The following is a 19,009-nucleotide window of genomic DNA, read 5'->3' on the forward strand; positions in this document are numbered from 1 at the left end:
GGCGCGCGCGTCAGGTGGTCGTGTCGGGCAGGTGGCGGCCGACGTGGCCGACGTAGATCCCGCGGGGCACGTCGCCGTTGCCGTCGGCGACGTGGAGGTAGATGCGGGCGACGAAGCCGGCGCCGGAGCCCGAGCCGAGCGCGAGGTGCGGGCCGAGGTCGAGGTTGTGGCCGTCGTGGGTGATGACGTAGTCCTTGGCCCAGCGGGTGCGGGCGAGCTCGGAGACGCCTGCCTTCCACGTCAGGCCGGCCTCGACCGCCGCGGCGCCGAGCGACGTGCCCATCTGGCCCTCGGCGTAGCGCGCGGCGAGGTCGTCGAGCTTGCGGAGCGCGTCGAGGATCTCGGCCGGGCGGCGGTAGGGCGAGTCGGCGGCCGACTCGAACGCGGACTCGGTGAAGGTGAGGTGCGGGAGCGAGGCGGCGGCGAGCCGCACGGCCTCCAGCACGGACTTCGGGTCCTCCTCGGCGGCGGCGTCCGCCCCCGCGGCGCCCGCGTCGTCGGGGCGGTCGCCAAGCGCGGAGGACAGCTCCGCGATCGCCTGCCGGTCGCGCGCGGCCGCGGCCTCCAGCTCGTCGACCCGCCGCTGCAGGTCGTCGCGGTGCTGACGCACCGACTCGAGCTCGGCGGTCACCGCCTCGTGCAGCGCGAGCCACTCCTCGGAGACCTCCTCGCGCGGTGCGCCGGAGGCGGCGGCGGTCTCCTCCGCGACCGCGCGGCGCTCGGCCAGGCGCTCCTCTGCCGCGGCGGCGCGGCGCTCGACGTCGGCCAGCGCCCGCTCGGCGCGGCCCGCGCGGGCGGCCGCCTCGTCGCGCTCGCGCTCGGCGTCCTCGCGGCGGCGGCGCGCGACGTCGAGCTGGCGCTTCTGGTCGGCGGCCCGCTGCTCCTCGCGGTCGAGCTGCTTCTGCCGCGTGTCGAACGCCTTCGCCTGCTCCTCCAGCGTCCGGTGCCGCGCGAGCAGCTGGCTCTCGCCGATCTGCGCGTGGTCCAGGAACTTCTGCCACCCGCCGAAGACCTCCGCGACCGCGTCGGGGTGCGGCATCTCCTCGCGGGGAAGCCAGTCGCGCGCGGTCGGGACCGTCCCCTTGAGCAGGATCCAGCGGTAGAGGTGGTAGAGCATGTCCGCCTCCTCCGCGTACGCGATGACCTCGCGCAGGCGGGGGTCGGACAGCGGCGAGCGCTTCGGGCCGCCGGCGGCGTCGGCGGGCGCGGGTTCTCGGCCCGCCAGCGCGGCCTCGGCGGCCGCGACGACCGGGCCGGCGTCGACCGCCGGGACGACCGGCGCCTCGCCCGGCTCGCCCGCCGCGTCGTCGGGCGGCGTGGGCGCGGCCGCCTGCTCCTTGTTGCGGCGCGAGCGCTTGCCCATCAGGCCGCCTCGACCGACCGCGCGCCGCCCTCGCGCGGCAGCTTGCGCGAGACGACCTTCGACACGCCGTCGTCGCCCATCGAGACGCCGTACAGCGTGTCAGCGGCTTCCATCGTGCGCTTCTGGTGCGTCACGACGATGAACTGCGCGCGGTCGGCGTACTTCTCGATCAGCGTCAGGAAGCGCCCGATGTTCGCGTCGTCGAGCGCCGCCTCGACCTCGTCGAGGATGTAGAACGGGCACGGCTTCGCGAGGAAGACGGAGAAGAGGAACGCGATCGCGGTCATCGACTTCTCGCCGCCGGACAGCAGCGTCAGGCGCTTCATCGACTTGCCCGCGGGCGTGATCTCGATCTCGACGCCCATCAGGTCGTCGTCGGGCGCCTGCTCCTCGGCGTCGGCCGCCTGCTCCGCCGCCGCCTCGGCGCGGGCGGCGTCCTCCTCCGACACGGCCTGCTCGCCGCCGAGCACCGGCCGTGGCCCGCTGTCCTCGGCCACCAGCCGGAGGCGCCCGCGGCCGCCGGGGAAGAGCTGGCCGGCCAGCTCCTCGAAGTTCTTCGCGGCCGCGTTGAACGTCTCCTCGAACGTCTCGCGGATCGTCTTGTCGGTGTCGCGGATGACCTGCTTGAGCTCGCGCAGCGCGGTCTCGAGGTCCGTCCGCTGCGTCTCGAGCTCCTCGACGTGGGCCATCGCCTCGTCGTACTCCTGCTTGGCGAGCGGGTTGACCGGCCCGAGCTGCTCGCGCCGCTTCGCCAGCCGATCGATCCGCTGGCGCAGCGCGGCGACCTCGTCCTCGGGCAGCGCCTCGGCCGCCGGCTCCGCCGGGAGCCCGAGCTTCTCGGCCAGCGCGCTCAGCTCGACGTCGGCCTCGTGGGCCTGGTCGCGCGCCTGCTGCGCGCGGACCTCGCACTGCGTGACCGCCTCGCCGGCCATCCGCAGCTTGCCCTGGACCTCGGCCTCCTCCTTCGCGCACGCCCGCAGCTCGTTGGCGACGCCCTCGCCCTCGGCGCGGTCGGCGGCCAGCTCGGCCTCGAGCGTCTCCAGGCGCGTCCCGGCGGCGGCGGAGAGCGAGGCGAGCACGTCGACCAGCCGCTGCGCGGTCGGCCGCACCTGCTCCTCGGCCCGCAGCTGCGCGGTGAGCACGGCGATGCGGCGGGTGCGGTCGGCGCGCTCCTTCTCCGCCCGCTCGGCCACGCGCCGCTCGGCCTGCAGCTCGCCCTGGATCTGCGCGCGGCGGACGGCGGCGGCGCCCTGCTCGGGCTGCTTGCGCCGCTCGGCGATGAGCCACGTCGCCTGGCGCTCCTCCTCCTGGGCCTGCGAGCGCGCGCGGTCGGCGTCGCGGCGGGCGCGGTCGGCGGCCTCGCGCGCGGCGTCCGCGTCGGACACGGCCTGGTGGAACGCCTCGACCGACTTGCGCGCGGCGTGCTCCTTCGCCACCGCCTCCGCCGACTCGGCGACGAGCTTGTCGCGCCGGTTGCGCTCGGCCAGCACCCGCTCGGCGCCGCCGGTCGCGACCCGGCGCAGCTCGCGCGTGTGCCCGTTCCAGGCGCGGCCCTCGACCGTCACCGCGATGCCGCCGAAGTCGTCGAGGCCGTCGAGCGTCTCGACCACCCACGTGTCGTGGAGCAGGCGGGCGGCGGCGGCGACCGCGTCGTCCGGGCCCTTCACGAGATCGAGCAGGCGGCGGGCGTTGTGGAACGGCGGATCGGTGTCGGCCTTCCGCAGCGGGACGACGTTGGACGGCGCGTCGCCGGCGCCCTCGCCGGTCGGCCCGAGCACGATCACCCGCACGCCGTCGCGCGCGCTGCGCTCCAGCAGCTTGGCGCCCGCCTCCATGTCCTCCGCCAGCGCGGCGGAGAGCCGAGTGTCCAGCGCGGCCGACAGCGCCAGCTCGTAGCCCGGCTCGACCTCCAGCTCGCCGCTCAGCGCCCGTGAGCCGCCGGGGGCCGACGTCGCCGACCGCAGGAACTGGTTGACGGCCGCCAGCTCCGCGCCGACCTTCGCGGCCTCGCGGCGGGCCGCCTCGATGCCCTTCTCGGCGTCCCGGCGCGCCGCGCGAGCCTCCTCGGCCGCCTTGTCGGCCTCGACCAGGGCCGCGGCCTTGGCCTTCACGTCCTCGGCCGCCGCAGCGACCCGCTCGGCCGCCGCGACGCGGTCGGCCTCGAGCTTCGCCAGCTCGCGCTCCAGCTCGGCCTCGCGCTCCTCGTCGAGCCGCACGAGCTCGGCGCGCAGCTCCTCGACCCGCGCGGTGGCCTCGGGATCGGGCGCATCAGCGGCCTCGGCGGCTCGCAGCGTCGCGAGCTGCTGCTCGCGCCCGGCGATGCGGTCGTGCAGCGCCGAGACCGTCGACGTCGCCTGCTCGAGCCGCATGTCGATGCGCTGCGTCCCCGCGCGCACCGTGTGCACGCGCCCCGCCAGCGCCTCGCGCCGCTCGGTCCGCGCCGCCAGCGCCTCCTCGGCCCGCTCGCGCCGCTCGGCCACCGCGGCCAGCAGCGCCTCGACGTCGGCCTGCAGCTTGTGCGCCTCGGCAGCGGCCCGCTCAGCTTCCACGAGCGCCGCGCGCTTGGCTCGCGCGACGTCCTTCGCCAGCTCCCACCGCGCCTCGATCGACTGGCGCTCGAGCCGCTCGTGCAGCTCCGCCGCCTCGGCCTGGCGCTTCAGCGGCCGGAGCCGCGAGCGCGCCTCGCGCTCGACGTCCAGCGCGCGATCCAGGTTGTCCTGCGTGCGCTCGAGCTTGAGCTGCGCGCGGCGCCGGCGCTTGCGGTGCTTGCCGAGGCCCGCGGCCTCCTCGATCAGCATGCGCCGGTCCTTGGGCTTGGAGGTGACGATCGCCTCGACGCGGCCCTGCGAGACCACGGAGTGCATCTCCTTGCCCAGGCCGGTGTCGGACAGGACCTCCAGCACGTCGACCAGGCGGCACTTGGCGCCGTTCAGCCGGTACTCGCCGTCGCCGGACCGATCCAGCCGGCGCATGATCGAGATCTCGCCCATCGGCAGGTCGATCGCGCCGTCGGCGTTGTCGATCACCAGCTCCACCTCGGCGGACTGGCGCGCCTGCACGCCGCGGCCGCCGGCGAAGATGACGTCCTGCATCGACTGGCCGCGGACGGCGAGCGGCGACTGCTCGCCCATCGCCCACAGCACCGCGTCGGTGACGTTGGACTTGCCCGAGCCGTTCGGCCCGACGACGACCGAGATGCCCGGGGTGAACTCGAGCTTCGTGCGGTCGGGGAACGACTTGAACCCCTTGAGCGTCAGCGACCTCAGGTGCACGGGCTCAGGCCTCCGCGTCCGCCTCGCTCAGCTCCGCCACGGCGTCCGTCGCGTCGACCTCCATGCGGTCGAGCGCCGTGCGCGCCGCGGCCTGCTCGGCGTGCTTCTTCGACCGCCCGGAGCCGTGCCCGACCGTGTCGCCGTCCACGAGCGCGACGACCTCGAACGTCCGGTCGTGCGGCGGCCCCAGCTCGGCCGACACCTCGTAGGCGACCGTCTGCCCGCGCCGGGCCAGCCGCTCCTGGAGCGTCGACTTGAAGTCCACCGGGTGCTCCAGCGCCTGCTCGATCTCCGGCATGAACGCCTCGACGACCGCCTCGGCCGTCCGCTCGTAGCCGTTGTGCAGGTAGACCGCGCCGATCACGGCCTCGATCACCGACGCCAGGACCCGCTCCGTCTCGACCAGCGTCGCCGCGCTCTGCCCCACGCCGTCCGGCGCCTGCGCGCGGAGCCGCTTCGGCACCCCGAGCCGCTCCGCGACCGCGCGGCACGAGGGCCCGGAGACCGCCTGCGCGCGGATCTTCGTCAGCCGGCCGGCGCCGTAGCGCTCGGCCTCCAGCCGCGGGAAGAGGAAGGTGGTGACCGCCAGCCCGAGCACGGAGTCGCCCAGGAAGGCGAGCCGCGAGTAGGAGTCCGCACGCCGCTCCGTCCAGGATGCGTGCGTGAAGACCTGCTGCCGCAGCTCTTCCGGAAGGTCGTCGAGGAGGGAGCGGAGCCGGTCCACTCACGTCTGCCCCACGCCGTGGGCGAGGACGTAGTCCACCGCAGCCCCGACGGTGAGGATCTTGGCCGCGTCCTCGTCCGGCATCCGGATCCCGTAGGTGTCCTCCAGCTCCTGCACGAGGGTGTAGAGGTCGAGCGAGTCGGCCTCCAGATCCTCCTTGAAGCGCGTGCCCTCCTCGACCCGTGCGGGATCGAGGTCGAGCTCGTCGGCCAGGTGGCTGCGGATGAGTGTGAGGACCTCGTCTCGGGTCATGACCGTTCACACGCTAGTGACGCCGTCGGACGCAGGAACGCGTCGGAGGGCTCCGGCAGCTTCGAGGGAGGCGTAGGTGCGGCCGATGACGTCCTCGCGGACGCCCAGCGCGGCGCGCTCGACGGCCCGCTGCCAGCCCGCCGCGCCGAACGATCCGTGGGGCACGACGGCGAGCCTGCGCAGGCCCAGCAGGTAGGCGCCGCCCTGCGCCTCGGGGTCCAGGTCGTCGCGCAGGCCGCGCAGCGCCGGCTTCAGCAGCGCGCCGCCGACCTTGGACCTCGTGCTCGACATCGCCGCATCGCGCACGTAGCCGATCATCCCCTTGGAGACGCCCTCCATCACCTTCAGCGTCACGTTGCCGGTGAAGCCGTCGGTGACGAGCACGTCGACGACGCCGTTGGTGACGTCGAAGCCCTCCACGTTGCCGACGAAGTCGTACGCGGCGGAGGTCGCGGCGGACAGCCGGGCGTGCGCCTCGACGACCTCCTCGCGGCCCTTGCCGGCCTCGGTGCCGTTGGAGAGCAGCCCGACGCGCGGCTTGGCCACACCGAGGACGCTCGACGCGAGCGCGGCGCCCATCGAGGCGAACTGGACGAGGTGCTCGGGGCGGCAGACGTCGTTGGCTCCGACGTCGAGGAGCGTCACGGCCGCGCCGGGGATCGGCAGCGGGATCGCGAGCGCGGGACGGTGGACGCCCTTCGCGCGCTTGACGTTGAAGAGGCCCGCGGCGAGCGCGGCGCCGGTGGAGCCGCCCGAGACGAGCGCGTCGGCGCGGCCCTCGGCGACGGCCTTGGCCGCCAGCACGACGGACGCGTCGGGGTTGCCGCGGACCGCCCGGGCGGGATCCGGGTCCTTGGCGATGGAGACCGGCGCGTCGACCGGCTCGACGTTCGGGTGCCCGGCGACGCCGACGACCGCGGGATCGCCGAAGAGCAGCACCTGGGTGCCGTTCTCGGCGGCGCTGAGGACCCCCGCCACCGCAGCGGCGGGATCGTCGGCGCCGTTGACGTCGACCGCGATGACCGGTGAGCGCTGCTCAGGAGCGCTCACGGCTCAACTAGTGGTCGTGGTCGTGATCGTGGTCGTGCCCGGCGTGCGCCGAGACGACCTCACGACCCGCGTACGAGCCGCAGACCGGGCAGACCCGGTGGGGCCGCCGCGGGCTGTGGCACGTGGGGCACTCGTTGACGGTCGGTGCGGCAGCCTTGTGCTGCGACCGGCGCTTGTTGGTGCGCGCGTGCGACTGCTTCTGCTTCGGGACGGCCATATCGGCGCGACAGGATAGAACACCGGGCGGTGATCACCCGACCTTTGCTCTCGGAGGACGTCCCCGCCGCCGCCGCCGCGGCCATCGCCGCGCTCCCCGTGCCGCCCGAGCGCGCCGCCGACCGGCAGGCGTGGATGGAGCTGCGCGTCGGCCACATGCAGCGCACCGACCCGGCCGGCGCGCACGTCGCGATCGACGAGGACGGGCGGATCGTGGGGGTCGGGCTGGCGATCGTCCGGGACGGCATCTGGGGGCTGTCGCTGCTCGCGGTGCGGCCCGACGTCCACGCGCGCGGCGCCGGGGGCGCGCTGCTGGCGGCGTGCCTGGAGACCGAGCGGCAGGCGCGCGGCGCGATCATCTGCTCGTCCACCGACCCGAAGGCGATGCGCCTCTACGCGCGGGCGGGGTTCGCGCTGCGGCCGTGCGTCGCGTTCGCGGGGATGCTCGACCGGGCGGCGATCCCGCTCGGGCTGGAGTCGGCGCCCAGCGACGACTACGAGGCGGCCGCGGCGCTCGCCGCCCCGGTCCGCGGCGGCGCGTACGACCCGGACGACCTCCGCGCGCTGCGCGCCGGCCTCGAGCTCCTGCTGCTCGACGGCCGCGGCTTCACGATCCACCGCAACGGCTCGCCGACGGTGCTGTGCGCCCGCGACGAGGAGGCCGCGGTCGACCTGCTGTGGTCGTGCTTCGCCGCCGCCACGCCGGGCGCGACGGTCGGCGTCGACTTCCTCACCGCCGGCCAGGACTGGGCGATCCAGACCGGCCTGGCCGCCGGCCTCCTGCTCTCCCCCGACGGCCCCGTCTACACGCGCGGGCGGCTCGGCCCGCTGCGCCCCTGGATCCCCTCCGGCGCGCTCCTCTAGTCGAACTTCAGCTCGGCGAGCTTCCCCCAGCGGGGGTCGGGCGCCTTGTCGTGCTCGTGCGGCTCGACGTTGAGGTCCTTGCCGCACTGCGGGCACAGGCCGGCGCAGTCCTCGCGGCAGAGGATCTGGGCGGGGAGCGCGAGGACGAGCGCGTCGCGCGCCCAGCCCTTGAGGTCGAGCTCCTCGTCCTCCACGTAGGGCGACGTCATCTCGTCGCCGCCGCCGGGCTGGTCGATCTCGCGCGCGTCGACCTCGAACGTCGGCGCGGCGCCCGCGAGGCAGCGCATGCACGGGCCCTCCAGCGCCGCGGAGAAGCGCAGCCGCAGGCTGTACCCCTGCCCCGTCATGCGGGACACGTCGAGGACGACGGGCACCTCGGACGCACCGACGGCGTAGTCCTGCCCGCCGAAGTGGAGCGGCTCGAACGCGACGTTGAGGTCCAGGCGACGTCCCTGGCCGGCGTCGAGCTTGAGGCGCCCGAGGTCGAAGTTGTCAGTGCGGGCTGCCATACCCGCGAGGGTAGCTCGCGGGCAGGTCGGCTCCCAGCCCGCTCAGGCCTCCTGCGGCTCCTCGCGCAGGTCCTTCTTGAGCACCTTGCCGGTCGCGTTGCGCGGCAGCTCGTCGAGGAAGACCACCTCGCGCGGGACCTTGTAGCCCGCGAGGTTGGCCTTGACGTGCTGCTTGATCTGGTCCTCGGACAGCTCCTTGCCCGACCGCAGCACGACGAACGCCTTCAGCCGCTGGCCGAACTGCTCGTCGTCGACCCCGATGATCGCGACCTCCTCGACCGCCTCGTGGTCGGCGAGCAGGTCCTCGACCTCGCGCGGGAACACGTTCTCCCCGCCGGACACGATCATCTCGTCGTCACGCCCGTCGATGAAGAGGCGGCCGCCCTCGTCGATGTGGCCGACGTCGCCGCTCGACATCAGGCCGTCGATGAAGTCCTTGTGGCCGCCGCCGGTGTAGCCCTCGAACTGCAGCTCGTTGCCGACGAAGATGCGCCCCGTCTCGCCCTGCGGCAGCTCCTTGCCGTCGGCGTCGTAGATCTTCAGCACGGTCCCGCGCGGCGGGCGGCCCGCGGTGCCGGGCGCGGCGCGCAGGTCGGCCGGCGTGGCGATCGACGCCCAGGCCACCTCGGTCGAGCCGTAGAGGTTGTAGAGGACGTCGCCGAACGCGTCCATCGCGCGCGTCGCCAGCTCGCCGGGCAGGGCGCTCCCGGAGGCGGCGATGATCCGCAGTGCGGACGTGTCGTACTTCTTGATCACGTCCTCCCCCAGCTCGAGCATCCGCTGGAGCATCACCGGGACCACGACGAGCGCGGTCGCGTGGTGCTGGGCGACGTCGGACAGCACGGCCTCGGGGTCGAACTTGCGCCGCAGCACGAACGTCGAGCCCAGGATCAGCCCGAACATCATGTGCGCGTAGCCCCACGTGTGGAACAGCGGCGCGGCGATCATCGTCGTCTCGCCCGCGCGCAGCGGGATGCGGTCGAACAGCGCCGCGGTCGGGTCGACGTTGTCGGGCTGCTTGCGGTTCGCGCCCTTGGGCGTGCCGGTCGTGCCCGACGTCAGGATGATCACGCGGCCGGACTTCTCGGGCGCCTTCTGCGGCGTGCTGGCCCCGCGCGCGATCAGGTCCTCGAGGACCTCCGCGTCCTCGGGCTTGTCCGGCCCGTCGAACCAGGCGATGTAGCGCTTGAGGCCCTTCGCGCCGGGCTCCACCAGCTCGTGGAACTCCTCGTCGTACACGATGGCGGCTGGCTTCTCGCGCGCGATCACGTCGGCGATCTGCGGGGCGGCGAAGGCGGTGTTGAGGTAGAGGACGTCGGTGCCGAGCTTCGAGCACGCGGTCGTCGCCTCGAGGAAGCCGCGGTGGTTGCGGCAGAGGATCGCGACGCGGTCGCCGGCGCCGAGCCCCCGCTCCTTGAGCGCGTTGGCCAGCCGGTTCGTGCGCTCGTGGACCTCCCGGAACGTGAGCGTCCCCAGCTCGTCGACGATGGCCGTCGCGTCCGGCGTGCGGATCGCCGAGGCCGTGTACCCCGCGGCGGGCGTCGGGCCCCAGCTGTGCAGGGCGCGCACGATGCCCGGGAGCTTGTCGGGCCGGGTGGGACGGATGACGCCGGCCGTGGCAAGGGTCTTGGCGACGAACAGCTTCTGGCTGACCTGGTCCAGGACGTTCACAACTCGGGGTCTTACCACTTGGCGGGCAACTTCAGCGCCGCAGGCACCTCGCCGTCCTCGATCAATCGGCGGATCTCGCCCGCCTTGCGGGGGTTGAGGAACACGTGGCGCTGGCCGACGGACGGCTTCTCGGCGAGCAGCTCGGCCTCCAGCAGCGCCTCCCCGACGGCGTCCGCGAGGTGGCGGTCGTTCCCCGCGAAGCCACGCGCGAGGTGCGCGAAGTCCGTGTGATATCCGCCCCACTTCCCCATCCCGTCGAGCCGCTGGAGGATGCGGCGGGCGACGCGCTTGGCGGGATCGGGGTCGTCGTGGGGCCGCGTCGCGGCGCCCTGCGGCTCGAGCAGCGCGAGCACGAGCTCCTCGGTGTCGTCGTCGGGCGCGGCCGGGTCGCCGCCCAGCCGCGCGACGGCCTCGGCGACGCGCAGCGGGTGCGTGGCGCCGATCGGCGGCTTGTCGTCGGCGGGGTCGAGCAGCTCGTCGGGGAGCGGGACCGCGCAGGCGCGCAGCCGGTCGACGCCGTCGAGCGCCTCCTCGAAGGCGAGCTGGGCCAGCTCGGGGTCGCCGGGCGCCTGGAGCGTGAGCGTGAGCTGGCCGCCGAGGTCGCCGGCCAGGAGCGCGAGCTGGCCGGCGGCGCCGGGCGGCGGCAGCTCGCAGGCCTGCTGCAGCGCGCCGACCGTGCCGGCAACCACGCGCCACGCGCGCTCCTCCACGACCGCGGCGTCGGCGCGGAACGTCGTGGGGACCGGGAGCGCGGCGGTCAGCGCACCGTTTCCCGCGCGCGCGCCGAAGGCGACGACGACCGGCTCGTCGTAGCCCGAGCGCTTCTTCGCCAGCTCGGCCTCGCCGCGCTGGAGCTCCTGCGCGAGGAGGTCGCGCAGGCGGGCGGGCGCGGCGATGCCGTCGTCCAGTGCGGCGGCGAGAACGCTCATGGGTGCAGGGTGTCCCTCATTCCGTCAGGACCGCACCCTACGGTGCGTTGCGACGTCATGGAGGCTGCAACCACCCTTCCCTTCTCCAGGTGCCGCACGTTCAACGGCGAGCTGCTGGTCGACGGCCTGCGGGTCGACGACGAGACGGTCGTGGCCCTGGTGCACGAGCGCGAGCGCCGCGGCGAGCCCGTCGACGGGCTCATCCGGCAGATGATCGAGATCGGCGGCCGCGTCCTCGCCCGCGAGGAGACCGGCCAGCAGGCCGAGTTCGTGCGCGCGGAGTTCGAGCGCGCCGCGCGGGAGCTCGACCGGGACTTCGTCGAGCGCGCGCGCAAGGTCGCGGAGCGGCTCGACGCCAAGGTCGACGAGGCGTTCGGGCCGGAGCACGGGCACGTGTCGCGCGCGCTGGCGCGGCACTTCGGGGACGAGTCGTCGACCGCGGTGCAGCACCGTGTCCGCGAGGTGCTCGTGGAGGTCTCGGGCCAGATGCGCGAGGAGATGCGCAAGACGCTCACCTCCGACACGGCCGACAACCCGATCGTCGCGATCCAGCGGGCGACGCTGGCGGCGATGAAGACGAACGCCGACCAGCAGGGCGAGCACCTGCGCGCGATGAACGAGCGCCTGGAGGCGATGCGGCTGGAGGTCGCGGCGCTGAAGGCCGAGAAGCAGCGGCTGGAGGACGTCGCGGCGGAGGCCGAGCGCGGGACGGCGAAGGGCCGCACCTACGAGGAGTCGGTGTTCGAGGCGATCGACGCCATCGCGCACGGCCAGGGCGACGACTGCGACGCGGTCGGCGACCTCCCCGGCGTCGGCGGCAAGAAGGGCGACGTCGTCGTCGCCATCGACGCCTGCGCGGGCCCGGCCCGCGGGCGCATCGTCTTCGAGGCCAAGAACTCGCAGCTGCCCAAGAAGCGCGCGCTGGCCGAGCTGGACGAGGCGATGGCCGCGCGCGGCGCCGACTACGGCGTGTTCGTGGTGCCGTCGGACGAGAAGCTGCCAGCGCGGACGAACCAGCTGCGCGAGTTCAACGGCGACAAGCTCTTCGTCGTCTTCGATCCCGAGGACGACACGCACCTGGCGCTCGAGGTCGCGTACTCGCTCGCCCGCGCCCGCGTGCTGATGACCAAGGGCGCCGACGGCGAGCTCGATCTCGACGCGGTCCGCGGCGAGGTGGAGCGGGCGGTCGGCGCGATGGAGGACGTCCGCCGCGTCAAGCAGCAGCTCACCCACGCGACCACCGGCATCGAGGCCGCGAGAGGGATCCTCGACACGATGGCGGTCAGCGTGCGCGGCCACCTCGCGGAGATCGACGCGCTGCTGCGCGCCGCGGACGGGCCCGACGCCTGACGGCGCCGGGCGCCGACGACCGTTCGCTCAGACGGCGAGCGGCACGCCGACGGGGCCGCGACAGCCGACCCGCGTTCGTCTAGGGGACCTGCCGTGGCAGGCTGTCGGCATGGCCACCGATCTCCCCCACCCGATCGCCCGGCGCGTCGTCGTCCACGGCCGCGTGCAGGGCGTGTTCTTCCGTGACTCGATGCGGCAGGAGGCCGAGCGGCTCGGGGTCGCCGGGTGGGTGCGCAACGCCGATGACGGCACGGTCGAGGCGTGGCTGGAAGGGCCGGCGCGCGCGGTCGAGGCGCTCGTCGCGTGGGCGGGGCACGGGCCGGAGCGAGCGTCGGTGGAGCGGCTCGCGGTCGACGAGGAGCGCGTCGCCGGGTGCCGGGGCTTCGAGGTGCGCTAGCCGCCGACCTGGCTAACGGCCGGCGCTGGCGAGCGCGAGGCGCGTGCCGTCGGGCGACCACGCGAGCCCGGTGATCTCCGTGCCGGCGCTCGCGCGGACGAGCTCCCGCGGCGGGCCGCTGCCGTCGGCGGGCATGGTGGCGAGGATCGCGCGCGGCCCCTCGTCGGCGTCCAGCAGGCCCGAGCCGCCGTACGCGTACGCGAGCGTGCGGCCGTCGGGCGACCACGCGAGGGCGCGGAGGCCGTAGGCGGCGTCCCGGTCGCGCAGCCCGGTGGGCGTGACCGGCAGCGTCGGCCCGTGGCCCGTCGCGGTGTCCACGACGGCCACGCCCTCGGCGCTCCCGTAGGCCAGCCGCGCGCCGTCGGGCGACCACGCCAGCGGGCCGTGGACGGGCCGGCCGTGGGTCGGGACCGCCGTCGCGCGCCCGGTGCCCAGCTCCACGAGCCGCGCCGCTGTGGGGACGTCAAGGCCGGATGAGAGCGTGAGGCGGCCGTCCGGCGCGAAGCACGCCTCGCGGGCGAGGCGGCCGTCGCCACGGATCGTGCGCACGAGCCGGCCGGTGCGAGCCACGAACACGCGCGTCACGTCGACGTCGCCCTCGTCCAGCGACTCGGAGACCGTGAGGAGGCGCCCGTCCGGCGACCAGCAGAACGGGCCGCCGTCGCCGATCACGATCGAGCTGTCGTGCGGGCGCCCGAGCGGCCGGATGCGGGCGCGGACGGCGCCGGTCGCGACCTCGCGGATCACGATCGGCCGCACGCGCCGCGTGCTCGTCACGTACGCCTCCTCGGCGACCAGCCGTGCGTCGGGGCTCGCCAGGCCCTGGCCGGCGCCGCCGATCGTGCGCAAGCGCTGGGCCGGGCCGCCGCCGAGCGGGCGGCGGAAGAGCGCGGCCGCGGGTCCGCCGTACAGGCTCTCGCGCACGTACGTGATGCTGGAGCCGTCGGCCGCCCAGCCGAGCTGCGTCAGCTGCGTGTGCTCGCCGCCGGCCTGGACGAGGACGGTCCGCGGCGTGCCGTCGGCGGGGACGACCTCGATGCGTGCGTCAGCGTGAGCGGCGGGCCCTGACGCGGCCGCCGTGGCGAGCGCGGCGAGCGCGGCGGCGAGGGCGCGGCTGAGCAGGCTCACCGCGCGCTCCAGGTCGTGAACGCGATCCGCGTCCCGTCGGGCGACCACGCGAACGCCCCGAGGTCGCTGTGGCGCGGGCGGACGAGCGCGTGGGGCTCCCCGGGCCGGTCCGCTGCGACGACGACCAGCGCGACCGGCCCGTCATCGCCAGTCGAGTCGTCGCCGCCGCCGGTGAGCATCGCGAGCGCGGTCCCGTCGGGCGACCACGTCAGGCCCGCCGTCCCGCCGACCGGGTGGCTCGGACCCCAGCCGGTGACGGCGTCGACGAGTGCGAGCGAGCCGCCCTCGCCGATCGCGATGCGGCGTCCGTCGGGGCTCCAGGCCACCTCACCGGGGAACCGGCCCCACGACGGCAGCGTGCGCGCGCCGCCGGTCTCGGCGTCCACGACGACGAGGCGGCGGCCGGTGGCGAGCAGCAGTCGGTGGCTGTCGGGGGCGAAGCAGCGCGGCCCGGCCGGGATCCCGCGCCTGGCAGGGCGCCGGACGAGCGTGCGGCCTGTGGGCAGGTCGATCACGTGGACGGCGTCGGCGCGCCGCTCGGCCACCGCGAGCGCCGCGCGCCGGCCGTCCGGCGACCAGCAGACGTACGGCTCCTCCTCGTACAGGTCGTCGCCCTCCGCCCACTGCGGGACCGTCGCGCGGACGGCGCCGGTGGCGACGTCGCGGAAGACCATGCCGCCGCGCCCGCTCGCCAGGCCGGTGTCGGTCAGCTCCGCGAGCGTCGCGCCGTCGGGGCTGAGCTGGGCGGCGTAGCCGGTCGTGAGCGGCGTCGCGGTCTCCGGCGCGCCGCTGACGGCGGGGAAGCGCAGGAGGTGCGGGACGATGTCGTCGCGGTCGGCCGCCGCGGTGCGGCTCTCCCCCACGAGCGCGATCGTCCGCCCGTCCGCCGACCACACGGGCTCTCCGAAGGCGTTGGCGGCGTTGGGGGTGCGCGTCACGAGCGTGCGCGCGCCGCCGTCGAGCGGCGCGAGCTCGAGCGTGGCGGTGGAGCGGGCGGCTTCCGCCGGGGCGGCGGTCGCGGCGGTGGCGAGCAGGGCGGTGAGCGCGACGCGGAGGCGCATGCCGGGCAGCATGCCCCGTTCGCGCGAGATCTACCGCCGAAGTTCGGTGCGGCGCCGCTCGAGGTGCGCGCGGACCGCGGTGTTCGCGGTCATCCCCGCAGCACGTTCGAGCGCCGCTTCGGCTTCGGTGCGGCGGCCGGCGCGGGCCAGCAGCTCGGCCTCCGCCACGTGGAAGCCGGCCAGCCTCCGCGCCGCGCCGCCGCTCGCCGCGAGCAGCGCGAGGCCGCGCTCCGCGCCCTCGGCCTCCGCTACCGCGACCGCGCGGTTGATCCGCACCGCGGGCGTGGGCGTGCGCTCCTCCAGCGCGGCGTAGAGCGTCGCGACGCGGTGCCAGTCCGGGCCGCCGGGCGCGTCGTGCTCGGCGGCGATGTGGGCCTGGAGCGCGTACGGGCCGTCGCCCACGCCGCCGCGCGCGAGCAGCGCCCGCCCCTCCTCCAGCCGCGCCGCGTCCCAGCGCGCGCGGTCCTGGTCGGCGAGCAGCACCGGCCCGCTGCCGTCCGGCCGGGTGCGCGCGGGCGTCCGCGCGTGGGTGAGCAGGAGGAGCGCCAGCAGCGCCGTGGTCTCCGCGTCGTCGGGCAGCAGCTCGTGCAGCACGCGCGCGAGGCGGACGGCCTCGTCGCACAGCTCGGCGCGGACGACCGCGTCGCCGCGGGTCGGCGCGTGGCCCTCGGTGAAGACGAGGTAGACGACCGCGCGGGCGGCGGTCAGGCGCCCGGGCAGCGCGGCCGCGTCGGGCACGCGGTACGGGATGCCGGCGCGCGCGATCTTCTGCTTGGCACGGGTCAAGCGCGCGGCCATCGCCGGCTCGGCGACGTGGAAGAGCCGCGCGATCTCGGCGGTGGCGAGGCCCGCCGCGTAGCGGAGCGTCAGCGCGACCCGCGACTCCAGCGCGAGCGCCGGGTGGCACGCGGTGAGGATCATCCGCAGGCGCTCGTCCGGGATCAGCTCGCCATCCACCGGCTCGGCCTCCTCGTCGGGCTCGTCCACGATCAGCAGCGGGAGCTTGCGCGCCGCGGTCGCCTCCCGGCGCAGCCGGTCGCGCGCCCGCCGGCGGGCCACGGTCAGCAGCCAGCCCGCGGGGTTCTCCGGCGTCCCGCGCGCCGGCCACTGCGCGAGCGCCTCGACGTGCGCGTCCTGGAGCGCCTCCTCCGCGAGGTCGAGCGACCGCAGCTCCCCGGCCAGCAGCGCGAGGAGCCGCGGCGTGTGCGCGCGGAAGGCGGCCTCGACGCTCAGCCGGCGTACTCCACGATCGGCCGGATCTCGACCGTCCCGGCGGGCAGGAAGCGCACGACCTCCAGGACGTGGTCGAGGTCCCGCGCCTCGATCTCGTAGTAGCCGCCCAGGTACTCGGCGATCTCCGCGTACGGGCCGTCGGTGACGAGCAGGTCGTCCGAGCCCTCCTCACGCCGCACGGTCGTCGCGGTGTGGCTGAGGGCGAGCTCGTTGCCGCCGAGGATCTCGACCCCGCGGGCCTTCGCCTCGGCGTCGAACCGCTCGAACTCCGCGAGGACCGCGCCCTTCGCGGCGTCGTCCTTCGCCTCCCACTCGGCCTCGAACTCCGGGCTCTGCGTCAGCATCAGCAGGTACTTCATGTGTCCTCCATCGTCGCGAACGGTCAGGACGATGTCGAACGGGGTGCCGCGGGATCGACGACCGTCTTCGCGCCAACTCCGTCGCGCGGCAGGACGCGCATGAGGAACAGGAACAGGATCGGCGCGCCGGTGACGAGGAGGACGAGCTGGAGCCACGGCTGCTGCGCGTCGGTTCCGGCGCCGAGCGTGTGGGCGACGCTGAGGACGTAGACGAGGATCGTCGCCTTGTGCGCCTGGCGCCAGCGCTTGGGGCCGATGCGCTTGCGGACGTGGAACGTGAGCCCGAGCAGCGCGCCGAGGTAGCCGCCGACGACGCCGAGCCCGACGAAGACCGGCTGGTAGGTCGAGGTGAACGGGAGCGCGATGTCGCCGAGGCTCGGCTTCAGCCAGCCGTCCCCGAGCAGGAGCACGCCGTGGGCGGCGGTGGCGACGAGGCCGGCGAGCGCGGCGTGCTCGTGCGTGGCGAGCAGGACCCGGGGCCAGCCGGGACGGCGTGCGACCTTGCCGCCGAGCGCGAGACCGATCCCGACCGCGACGGTGATGCAGAGGAGCGCGGTGAGGCCGGCGGCGCGGGAGGCCAGCCACCAGCCGTACTCGAGGGGCTCGGGACCGGTCATGCCGCGAGCACCTCGCCGGCCTCGGTGAGGAGGATGAGCCCGCCGCCCGTCGCCGTCGCCTTCGCTGAGAGCAGCGCCATCTTCGCGCGCGTCTCCGCCTCGACCGTGGTGCGGCCCGTCGCGGTCGCCTGCACGATGCCGGTGTGCGCGGGCTCGCCGGTCGCGGGGTCGAGCAGGTGGTGCGCGGCGGTGCCGTCGGCCCGCCGCCAGGTGCGGCGGGTGATCGCCGACGTCGCCACGGCGCCTTCGGTGATCTCGACGCTCCGGCCGGTGCCCTCGACCTCCACGACCTGCGTGCCGTGCGTGCCGCCGACCCGGACGTCGCCGCCGGCGTCGATGACGTAGCGGCGGGCCCCGTCGAGGATCCGCGTCGCGGCGAGGTCGGCGACGTGGCCCTTGCCGGTGCCGCCGAGGTCGAGCCGCAGCCCAGGCGGGCGGCGGATGGTCGTCGCGGTGACCTCGATCTGCCGCCACCGCGCCTGCGGGTGGGGCCGGGCCGGGCGCCGTCGGGCGGTGGGCGCGCCGGTGCGCGGTCGGTCCTCCTCCCGCCACGACCGCACGTAGCCGGCGCGCTCGAGGGCGTCGAGCAGGGTGGGGTCGACGAGGCCGCCGCTCGCGTGCGCGGCGTCGAGCGCGGTCGCGACGGCGTCGCGCAGGAGCGCGCCGGCGGGGACCTCGGCGCGCGGGTCGGCGTTGAGCCGTGACAGCTCCGAGTCGGGGCGGAACCGGCTGAGCCGCGCGTCGTAGTCGCGGACGAGCTCCTCGGTCGCGTGGGCGCGCGCGGCGCCGTCGGGCGCGTCGACGAGGACGCGGACGGTGGTGCCGAGCGCGTGGAAGGTGTGGTCGGTGAGCGTCACGAGGCGCGGGAGACGACGGGGGCGGGCGCGGGTGCAGGAGCGGGCGCGGCTGCCGGGGCGGGTGCGGGTGCAGGAGCGGGCGCGGCTGCCGGGGCGGGCGCGGGTGCTGGTGCTGGAGCTGGAGCTGGGGCTGGAGCCGCCCCACCACCACCGGTCGCGCTGCCACCACCACCGCCGACCGCCGTCGTGGCACCGGCCGCCGCGCGCCGCCTCACGACGCGGGTCTCCACGATCCGCCGCACGACGACCTGCCGCGGCGGGACGGCGGCGGCGACCGGCTCCGGCGCAGCGGCCTCCTCCGCGCCGATCGCGGGGTCCGCCCCGCTCCGCACCTGCCCGGCGAGGAACGCGAGCGCGACGCAGAACGTCCCGGCGCTCGTCGCGAACACCGCCAGCGGCCCGGGCCGCTTCGGCGGCCCCTTGCGCCGCGGAGGTGCCGGGGCGGCGTCAGTCATCGTCGCCACCGCGCCCGCGCCCGCGACCCCGGCCGCGCCCGCTGTCGTCGTCGCCGCCGCCCGAGGAGTCGTCGTCGAAGTCATCGCCGCCGCTCCCCGACGAACCACCGTCGTCGTCGCCCCCGCGCCCACGATCGTCACCACCGTCGTCGTCACCGCCCCGACCCCGGCCACGGTCGTCATCTCCATCGTCATCGCCACCCCTGCCCCGGCCGCGGTCGTCACCTCCGTCGTCGTCGTCCCTGCCGCGATCGTCGTCGCCGCGCGAGGCGGTGGCCATGACGGGCGTCGCCGGCCGGTCGCCGGGGCCCTGGTCCGCCGTGCCGTCGTCGTCGCCCGCCGCGGCGGGCGCGGGCGCCACGGCTGCCGCCGCCGGCGCGGGCGCTGGGGTACTCGACGTTCCCGCGGGAACGTCGACCGTGCGGGTGCGGCGGACGACCTCGGTCCGCACCTCCGCGGGCGGCGCGGTCGCGGCTGACGCTGCGCCGGAGGTGGCCGCGACGGGCTCGGGATCGGACCGCGACGCGAGCGCGACGGCGGCGAGGGCGCCGAGCGCCAGCAGCGTCACGGCGGTGGCGATGTGGGTGCGCGAGAAGCTCATGTCGCCACCATCGACAGGCCGTGACAAACGCTCCGGCAACCTGAGGCAAAGCCTTGGCAAAGCCGGTGTCTTCCGTGACATCTGCCCGGGTACAGTCGCGC

20 protein-coding genes are annotated in these 19,009 nt (G+C 75.5%); 3 read left to right on the plus strand and 17 right to left on the minus strand.

All coding sequences use genetic code 11. The features are described 5' to 3' along the window. Positions 1 to 10: 10 nt before the first annotated feature. Genes AC1UE5_RS18510 through rpmF form a run of 6 tightly spaced genes read right to left on the minus strand, consistent with a single transcriptional unit; the run spans position 11 to position 6,878 of the window. A complete protein-coding gene (locus AC1UE5_RS18510; RefSeq protein WP_482926227.1) occupies positions 11 to 1,363 on the minus strand; it encodes a hypothetical protein in 1,353 nt (450 codons plus the stop codon). Continuing rightward, positions 1,363 to 4,635: a chromosome segregation SMC family protein gene (locus tag AC1UE5_RS18515; protein WP_482926229.1), complete on the minus strand. Its 3,273-nt coding sequence runs from the start codon at positions 4,633 to 4,635 to the stop codon at positions 1,363 to 1,365. The genes AC1UE5_RS18510 and AC1UE5_RS18515 overlap by 1 nt, the downstream gene beginning before the upstream one ends. A gap of 4 nt (positions 4,636 to 4,639) precedes the next feature. Further along, positions 4,640 to 5,359 carry a ribonuclease III family protein gene (locus AC1UE5_RS18520; RefSeq protein WP_482926231.1) on the minus strand — a complete coding sequence of 240 codons (720 nt, stop codon included), beginning with the start codon at positions 5,357 to 5,359 and terminating at the stop codon, positions 4,640 to 4,642. Beyond that, positions 5,360 to 5,611 carry an acyl carrier protein gene (acpP, locus tag AC1UE5_RS18525; RefSeq protein WP_482926233.1) on the minus strand — a complete coding sequence of 84 codons (252 nt, stop codon included), beginning with the start codon at positions 5,609 to 5,611 and terminating at the stop codon, positions 5,360 to 5,362. It abuts the gene before it with no gap. A 6-nt stretch (positions 5,612 to 5,617) separates the two neighbouring features. After that, complete coding sequence (gene plsX, locus AC1UE5_RS18530) at positions 5,618 to 6,661, minus strand: phosphate acyltransferase PlsX (RefSeq protein ID WP_482926235.1); 1,044 nt, start codon at positions 6,659 to 6,661, stop codon at positions 5,618 to 5,620. A gap of 7 nt (positions 6,662 to 6,668) precedes the next feature. Next, on the minus strand, positions 6,669 to 6,878 hold the full coding sequence (rpmF, locus tag AC1UE5_RS18535) for a 50S ribosomal protein L32 (protein ID WP_482926237.1): 210 nt from the start codon (positions 6,876 to 6,878) through the stop codon (positions 6,669 to 6,671). A gap of 29 nt (positions 6,879 to 6,907) precedes the next feature. On the opposite strand from rpmF, the gene AC1UE5_RS18540 reads away from it, so the two are divergent. Next, positions 6,908 to 7,741, plus strand: a complete 834-nt coding sequence (locus AC1UE5_RS18540; RefSeq protein WP_482926239.1) for a GNAT family N-acetyltransferase — start codon at positions 6,908 to 6,910, stop codon at positions 7,739 to 7,741. On the opposite strand, the gene AC1UE5_RS18545 is transcribed toward AC1UE5_RS18540, so the two are convergent. The 3 genes from AC1UE5_RS18545 to AC1UE5_RS18555 are packed head-to-tail and all read right to left on the minus strand — an operon-like array spanning position 7,738 to position 10,850. After that, complete coding sequence (locus AC1UE5_RS18545) at positions 7,738 to 8,250, minus strand: YceD family protein (RefSeq protein ID WP_482926241.1); 513 nt, start codon at positions 8,248 to 8,250, stop codon at positions 7,738 to 7,740. The two genes, AC1UE5_RS18540 and AC1UE5_RS18545, sit on opposite strands and share 4 nt — an antisense overlap. A gap of 42 nt (positions 8,251 to 8,292) precedes the next feature. Continuing rightward, the gene (locus AC1UE5_RS18550) at positions 8,293 to 9,921 is read right to left on the minus strand and encodes an acyl-CoA synthetase (RefSeq protein WP_482926243.1); all 1,629 of its coding nucleotides are present in this window, start codon (positions 9,919 to 9,921) and stop codon (positions 8,293 to 8,295) included. Between the two features lie 11 nt (positions 9,922 to 9,932). Further along, the gene (locus AC1UE5_RS18555) at positions 9,933 to 10,850 is read right to left on the minus strand and encodes a hypothetical protein (protein ID WP_482926245.1); all 918 of its coding nucleotides are present in this window, start codon (positions 10,848 to 10,850) and stop codon (positions 9,933 to 9,935) included. A 57-nt stretch (positions 10,851 to 10,907) separates the two neighbouring features. Here AC1UE5_RS18555 and AC1UE5_RS18560 point away from each other — a divergent pair, with 57 nt between their 5' ends. Beyond that, the gene (locus AC1UE5_RS18560; protein WP_482926247.1) at positions 10,908 to 12,200 is read left to right on the plus strand and encodes a DUF2130 domain-containing protein; all 1,293 of its coding nucleotides are present in this window, start codon (positions 10,908 to 10,910) and stop codon (positions 12,198 to 12,200) included. 109 nt (positions 12,201 to 12,309) lie between these two features. After that, complete coding sequence (locus AC1UE5_RS18565; RefSeq protein ID WP_482926249.1) at positions 12,310 to 12,597, plus strand: acylphosphatase; 288 nt, start codon at positions 12,310 to 12,312, stop codon at positions 12,595 to 12,597. A 12-nt stretch (positions 12,598 to 12,609) separates the two neighbouring features. Here AC1UE5_RS18565 and AC1UE5_RS18570 read toward each other — a convergent pair whose 3' ends face one another. The 8 genes from AC1UE5_RS18570 to AC1UE5_RS18605 are packed head-to-tail and all read right to left on the minus strand — an operon-like array spanning position 12,610 to position 18,989. After that, positions 12,610 to 13,725, minus strand: coding sequence for a WD40 repeat domain-containing protein (locus AC1UE5_RS18570; protein ID WP_482926251.1), 1,116 nt, complete (start codon positions 13,723 to 13,725; stop codon positions 12,610 to 12,612). Further along, positions 13,722 to 14,786, minus strand: a complete 1,065-nt coding sequence (locus AC1UE5_RS18575; RefSeq protein WP_482926253.1) for a WD40 repeat domain-containing protein — start codon at positions 14,784 to 14,786, stop codon at positions 13,722 to 13,724. The genes AC1UE5_RS18570 and AC1UE5_RS18575 overlap by 4 nt, the downstream gene beginning before the upstream one ends. A gap of 30 nt (positions 14,787 to 14,816) precedes the next feature. After that, positions 14,817 to 16,019 carry an RNA polymerase sigma factor gene (locus AC1UE5_RS18580; RefSeq protein ID WP_482926404.1) on the minus strand — a complete coding sequence of 401 codons (1,203 nt, stop codon included), beginning with the start codon at positions 16,017 to 16,019 and terminating at the stop codon, positions 14,817 to 14,819. Further along, entirely contained in the window at positions 16,016 to 16,378 is a 363-nt protein-coding gene (locus AC1UE5_RS18585) for a YciI family protein (RefSeq protein WP_482926255.1), read from the minus strand. Before AC1UE5_RS18585 ends, AC1UE5_RS18580 begins: the two co-directional genes overlap by 4 nt. 23 nt (positions 16,379 to 16,401) lie before the next feature. Further along, a complete protein-coding gene (locus AC1UE5_RS18590) occupies positions 16,402 to 16,995 on the minus strand; it encodes a hypothetical protein (RefSeq protein WP_482926257.1) in 594 nt (197 codons plus the stop codon). Continuing rightward, entirely contained in the window at positions 16,992 to 17,852 is an 861-nt protein-coding gene (locus AC1UE5_RS18595; RefSeq protein ID WP_482926259.1) for an FAD:protein FMN transferase, read from the minus strand. Before AC1UE5_RS18595 ends, AC1UE5_RS18590 begins: the two co-directional genes overlap by 4 nt. Next, positions 17,849 to 18,307, minus strand: coding sequence for a hypothetical protein (locus AC1UE5_RS18600; protein WP_482926261.1), 459 nt, complete (start codon positions 18,305 to 18,307; stop codon positions 17,849 to 17,851). The genes AC1UE5_RS18595 and AC1UE5_RS18600 overlap by 4 nt, the downstream gene beginning before the upstream one ends. Further along, positions 18,300 to 18,989, minus strand: coding sequence for a hypothetical protein (locus AC1UE5_RS18605; protein ID WP_482926263.1), 690 nt, complete (start codon positions 18,987 to 18,989; stop codon positions 18,300 to 18,302). Before AC1UE5_RS18605 ends, AC1UE5_RS18600 begins: the two co-directional genes overlap by 8 nt. Positions 18,990 to 19,009 lie beyond the last annotated feature (20 nt).

The organism is Parviterribacter multiflagellatus (genome assembly GCF_056863265.1).

What these genes read in the sequence shown, in the direction of transcription:
- AC1UE5_RS18510 (WP_482926227.1), bottom strand. Translation starts at nt 1,363, where the DNA reads ATGGGCAAGCGCTCGCGCCGCAACAAGGAGCAGGCGGCCGCGCCCACG.
- acpP (WP_482926233.1), bottom strand. Translation starts at nt 5,611, where the DNA reads ATGACCCGAGACGAGGTCCTCACACTCATCCGCAGCCACCTGGCCGAC.
- rpmF (WP_482926237.1), bottom strand. Translation starts at nt 6,878, where the DNA reads ATGGCCGTCCCGAAGCAGAAGCAGTCGCACGCGCGCACCAACAAGCGC.
- AC1UE5_RS18545 (WP_482926241.1), bottom strand. Translation starts at nt 8,250, where the DNA reads ATGGCAGCCCGCACTGACAACTTCGACCTCGGGCGCCTCAAGCTCGAC.
- AC1UE5_RS18555 (WP_482926245.1), bottom strand. Translation starts at nt 10,850, where the DNA reads ATGAGCGTTCTCGCCGCCGCACTGGACGACGGCATCGCCGCGCCCGCC.
- AC1UE5_RS18560 (WP_482926247.1), top strand. Translation starts at nt 10,908, where the DNA reads ATGGAGGCTGCAACCACCCTTCCCTTCTCCAGGTGCCGCACGTTCAAC.
- AC1UE5_RS18565 (WP_482926249.1), top strand. Translation starts at nt 12,310, where the DNA reads ATGGCCACCGATCTCCCCCACCCGATCGCCCGGCGCGTCGTCGTCCAC.
- AC1UE5_RS18575 (WP_482926253.1), bottom strand. Translation starts at nt 14,786, where the DNA reads ATGCGCCTCCGCGTCGCGCTCACCGCCCTGCTCGCCACCGCCGCGACC.
- AC1UE5_RS18585 (WP_482926255.1), bottom strand. Translation starts at nt 16,378, where the DNA reads ATGAAGTACCTGCTGATGCTGACGCAGAGCCCGGAGTTCGAGGCCGAG.
- AC1UE5_RS18590 (WP_482926257.1), bottom strand. Translation starts at nt 16,995, where the DNA reads ATGACCGGTCCCGAGCCCCTCGAGTACGGCTGGTGGCTGGCCTCCCGC.
- AC1UE5_RS18600 (WP_482926261.1), bottom strand. Translation starts at nt 18,307, where the DNA reads ATGACTGACGCCGCCCCGGCACCTCCGCGGCGCAAGGGGCCGCCGAAG.
- AC1UE5_RS18605 (WP_482926263.1), bottom strand. Translation starts at nt 18,989, where the DNA reads ATGTCACGGAAGACACCGGCTTTGCCAAGGCTTTGCCTCAGGTTGCCG.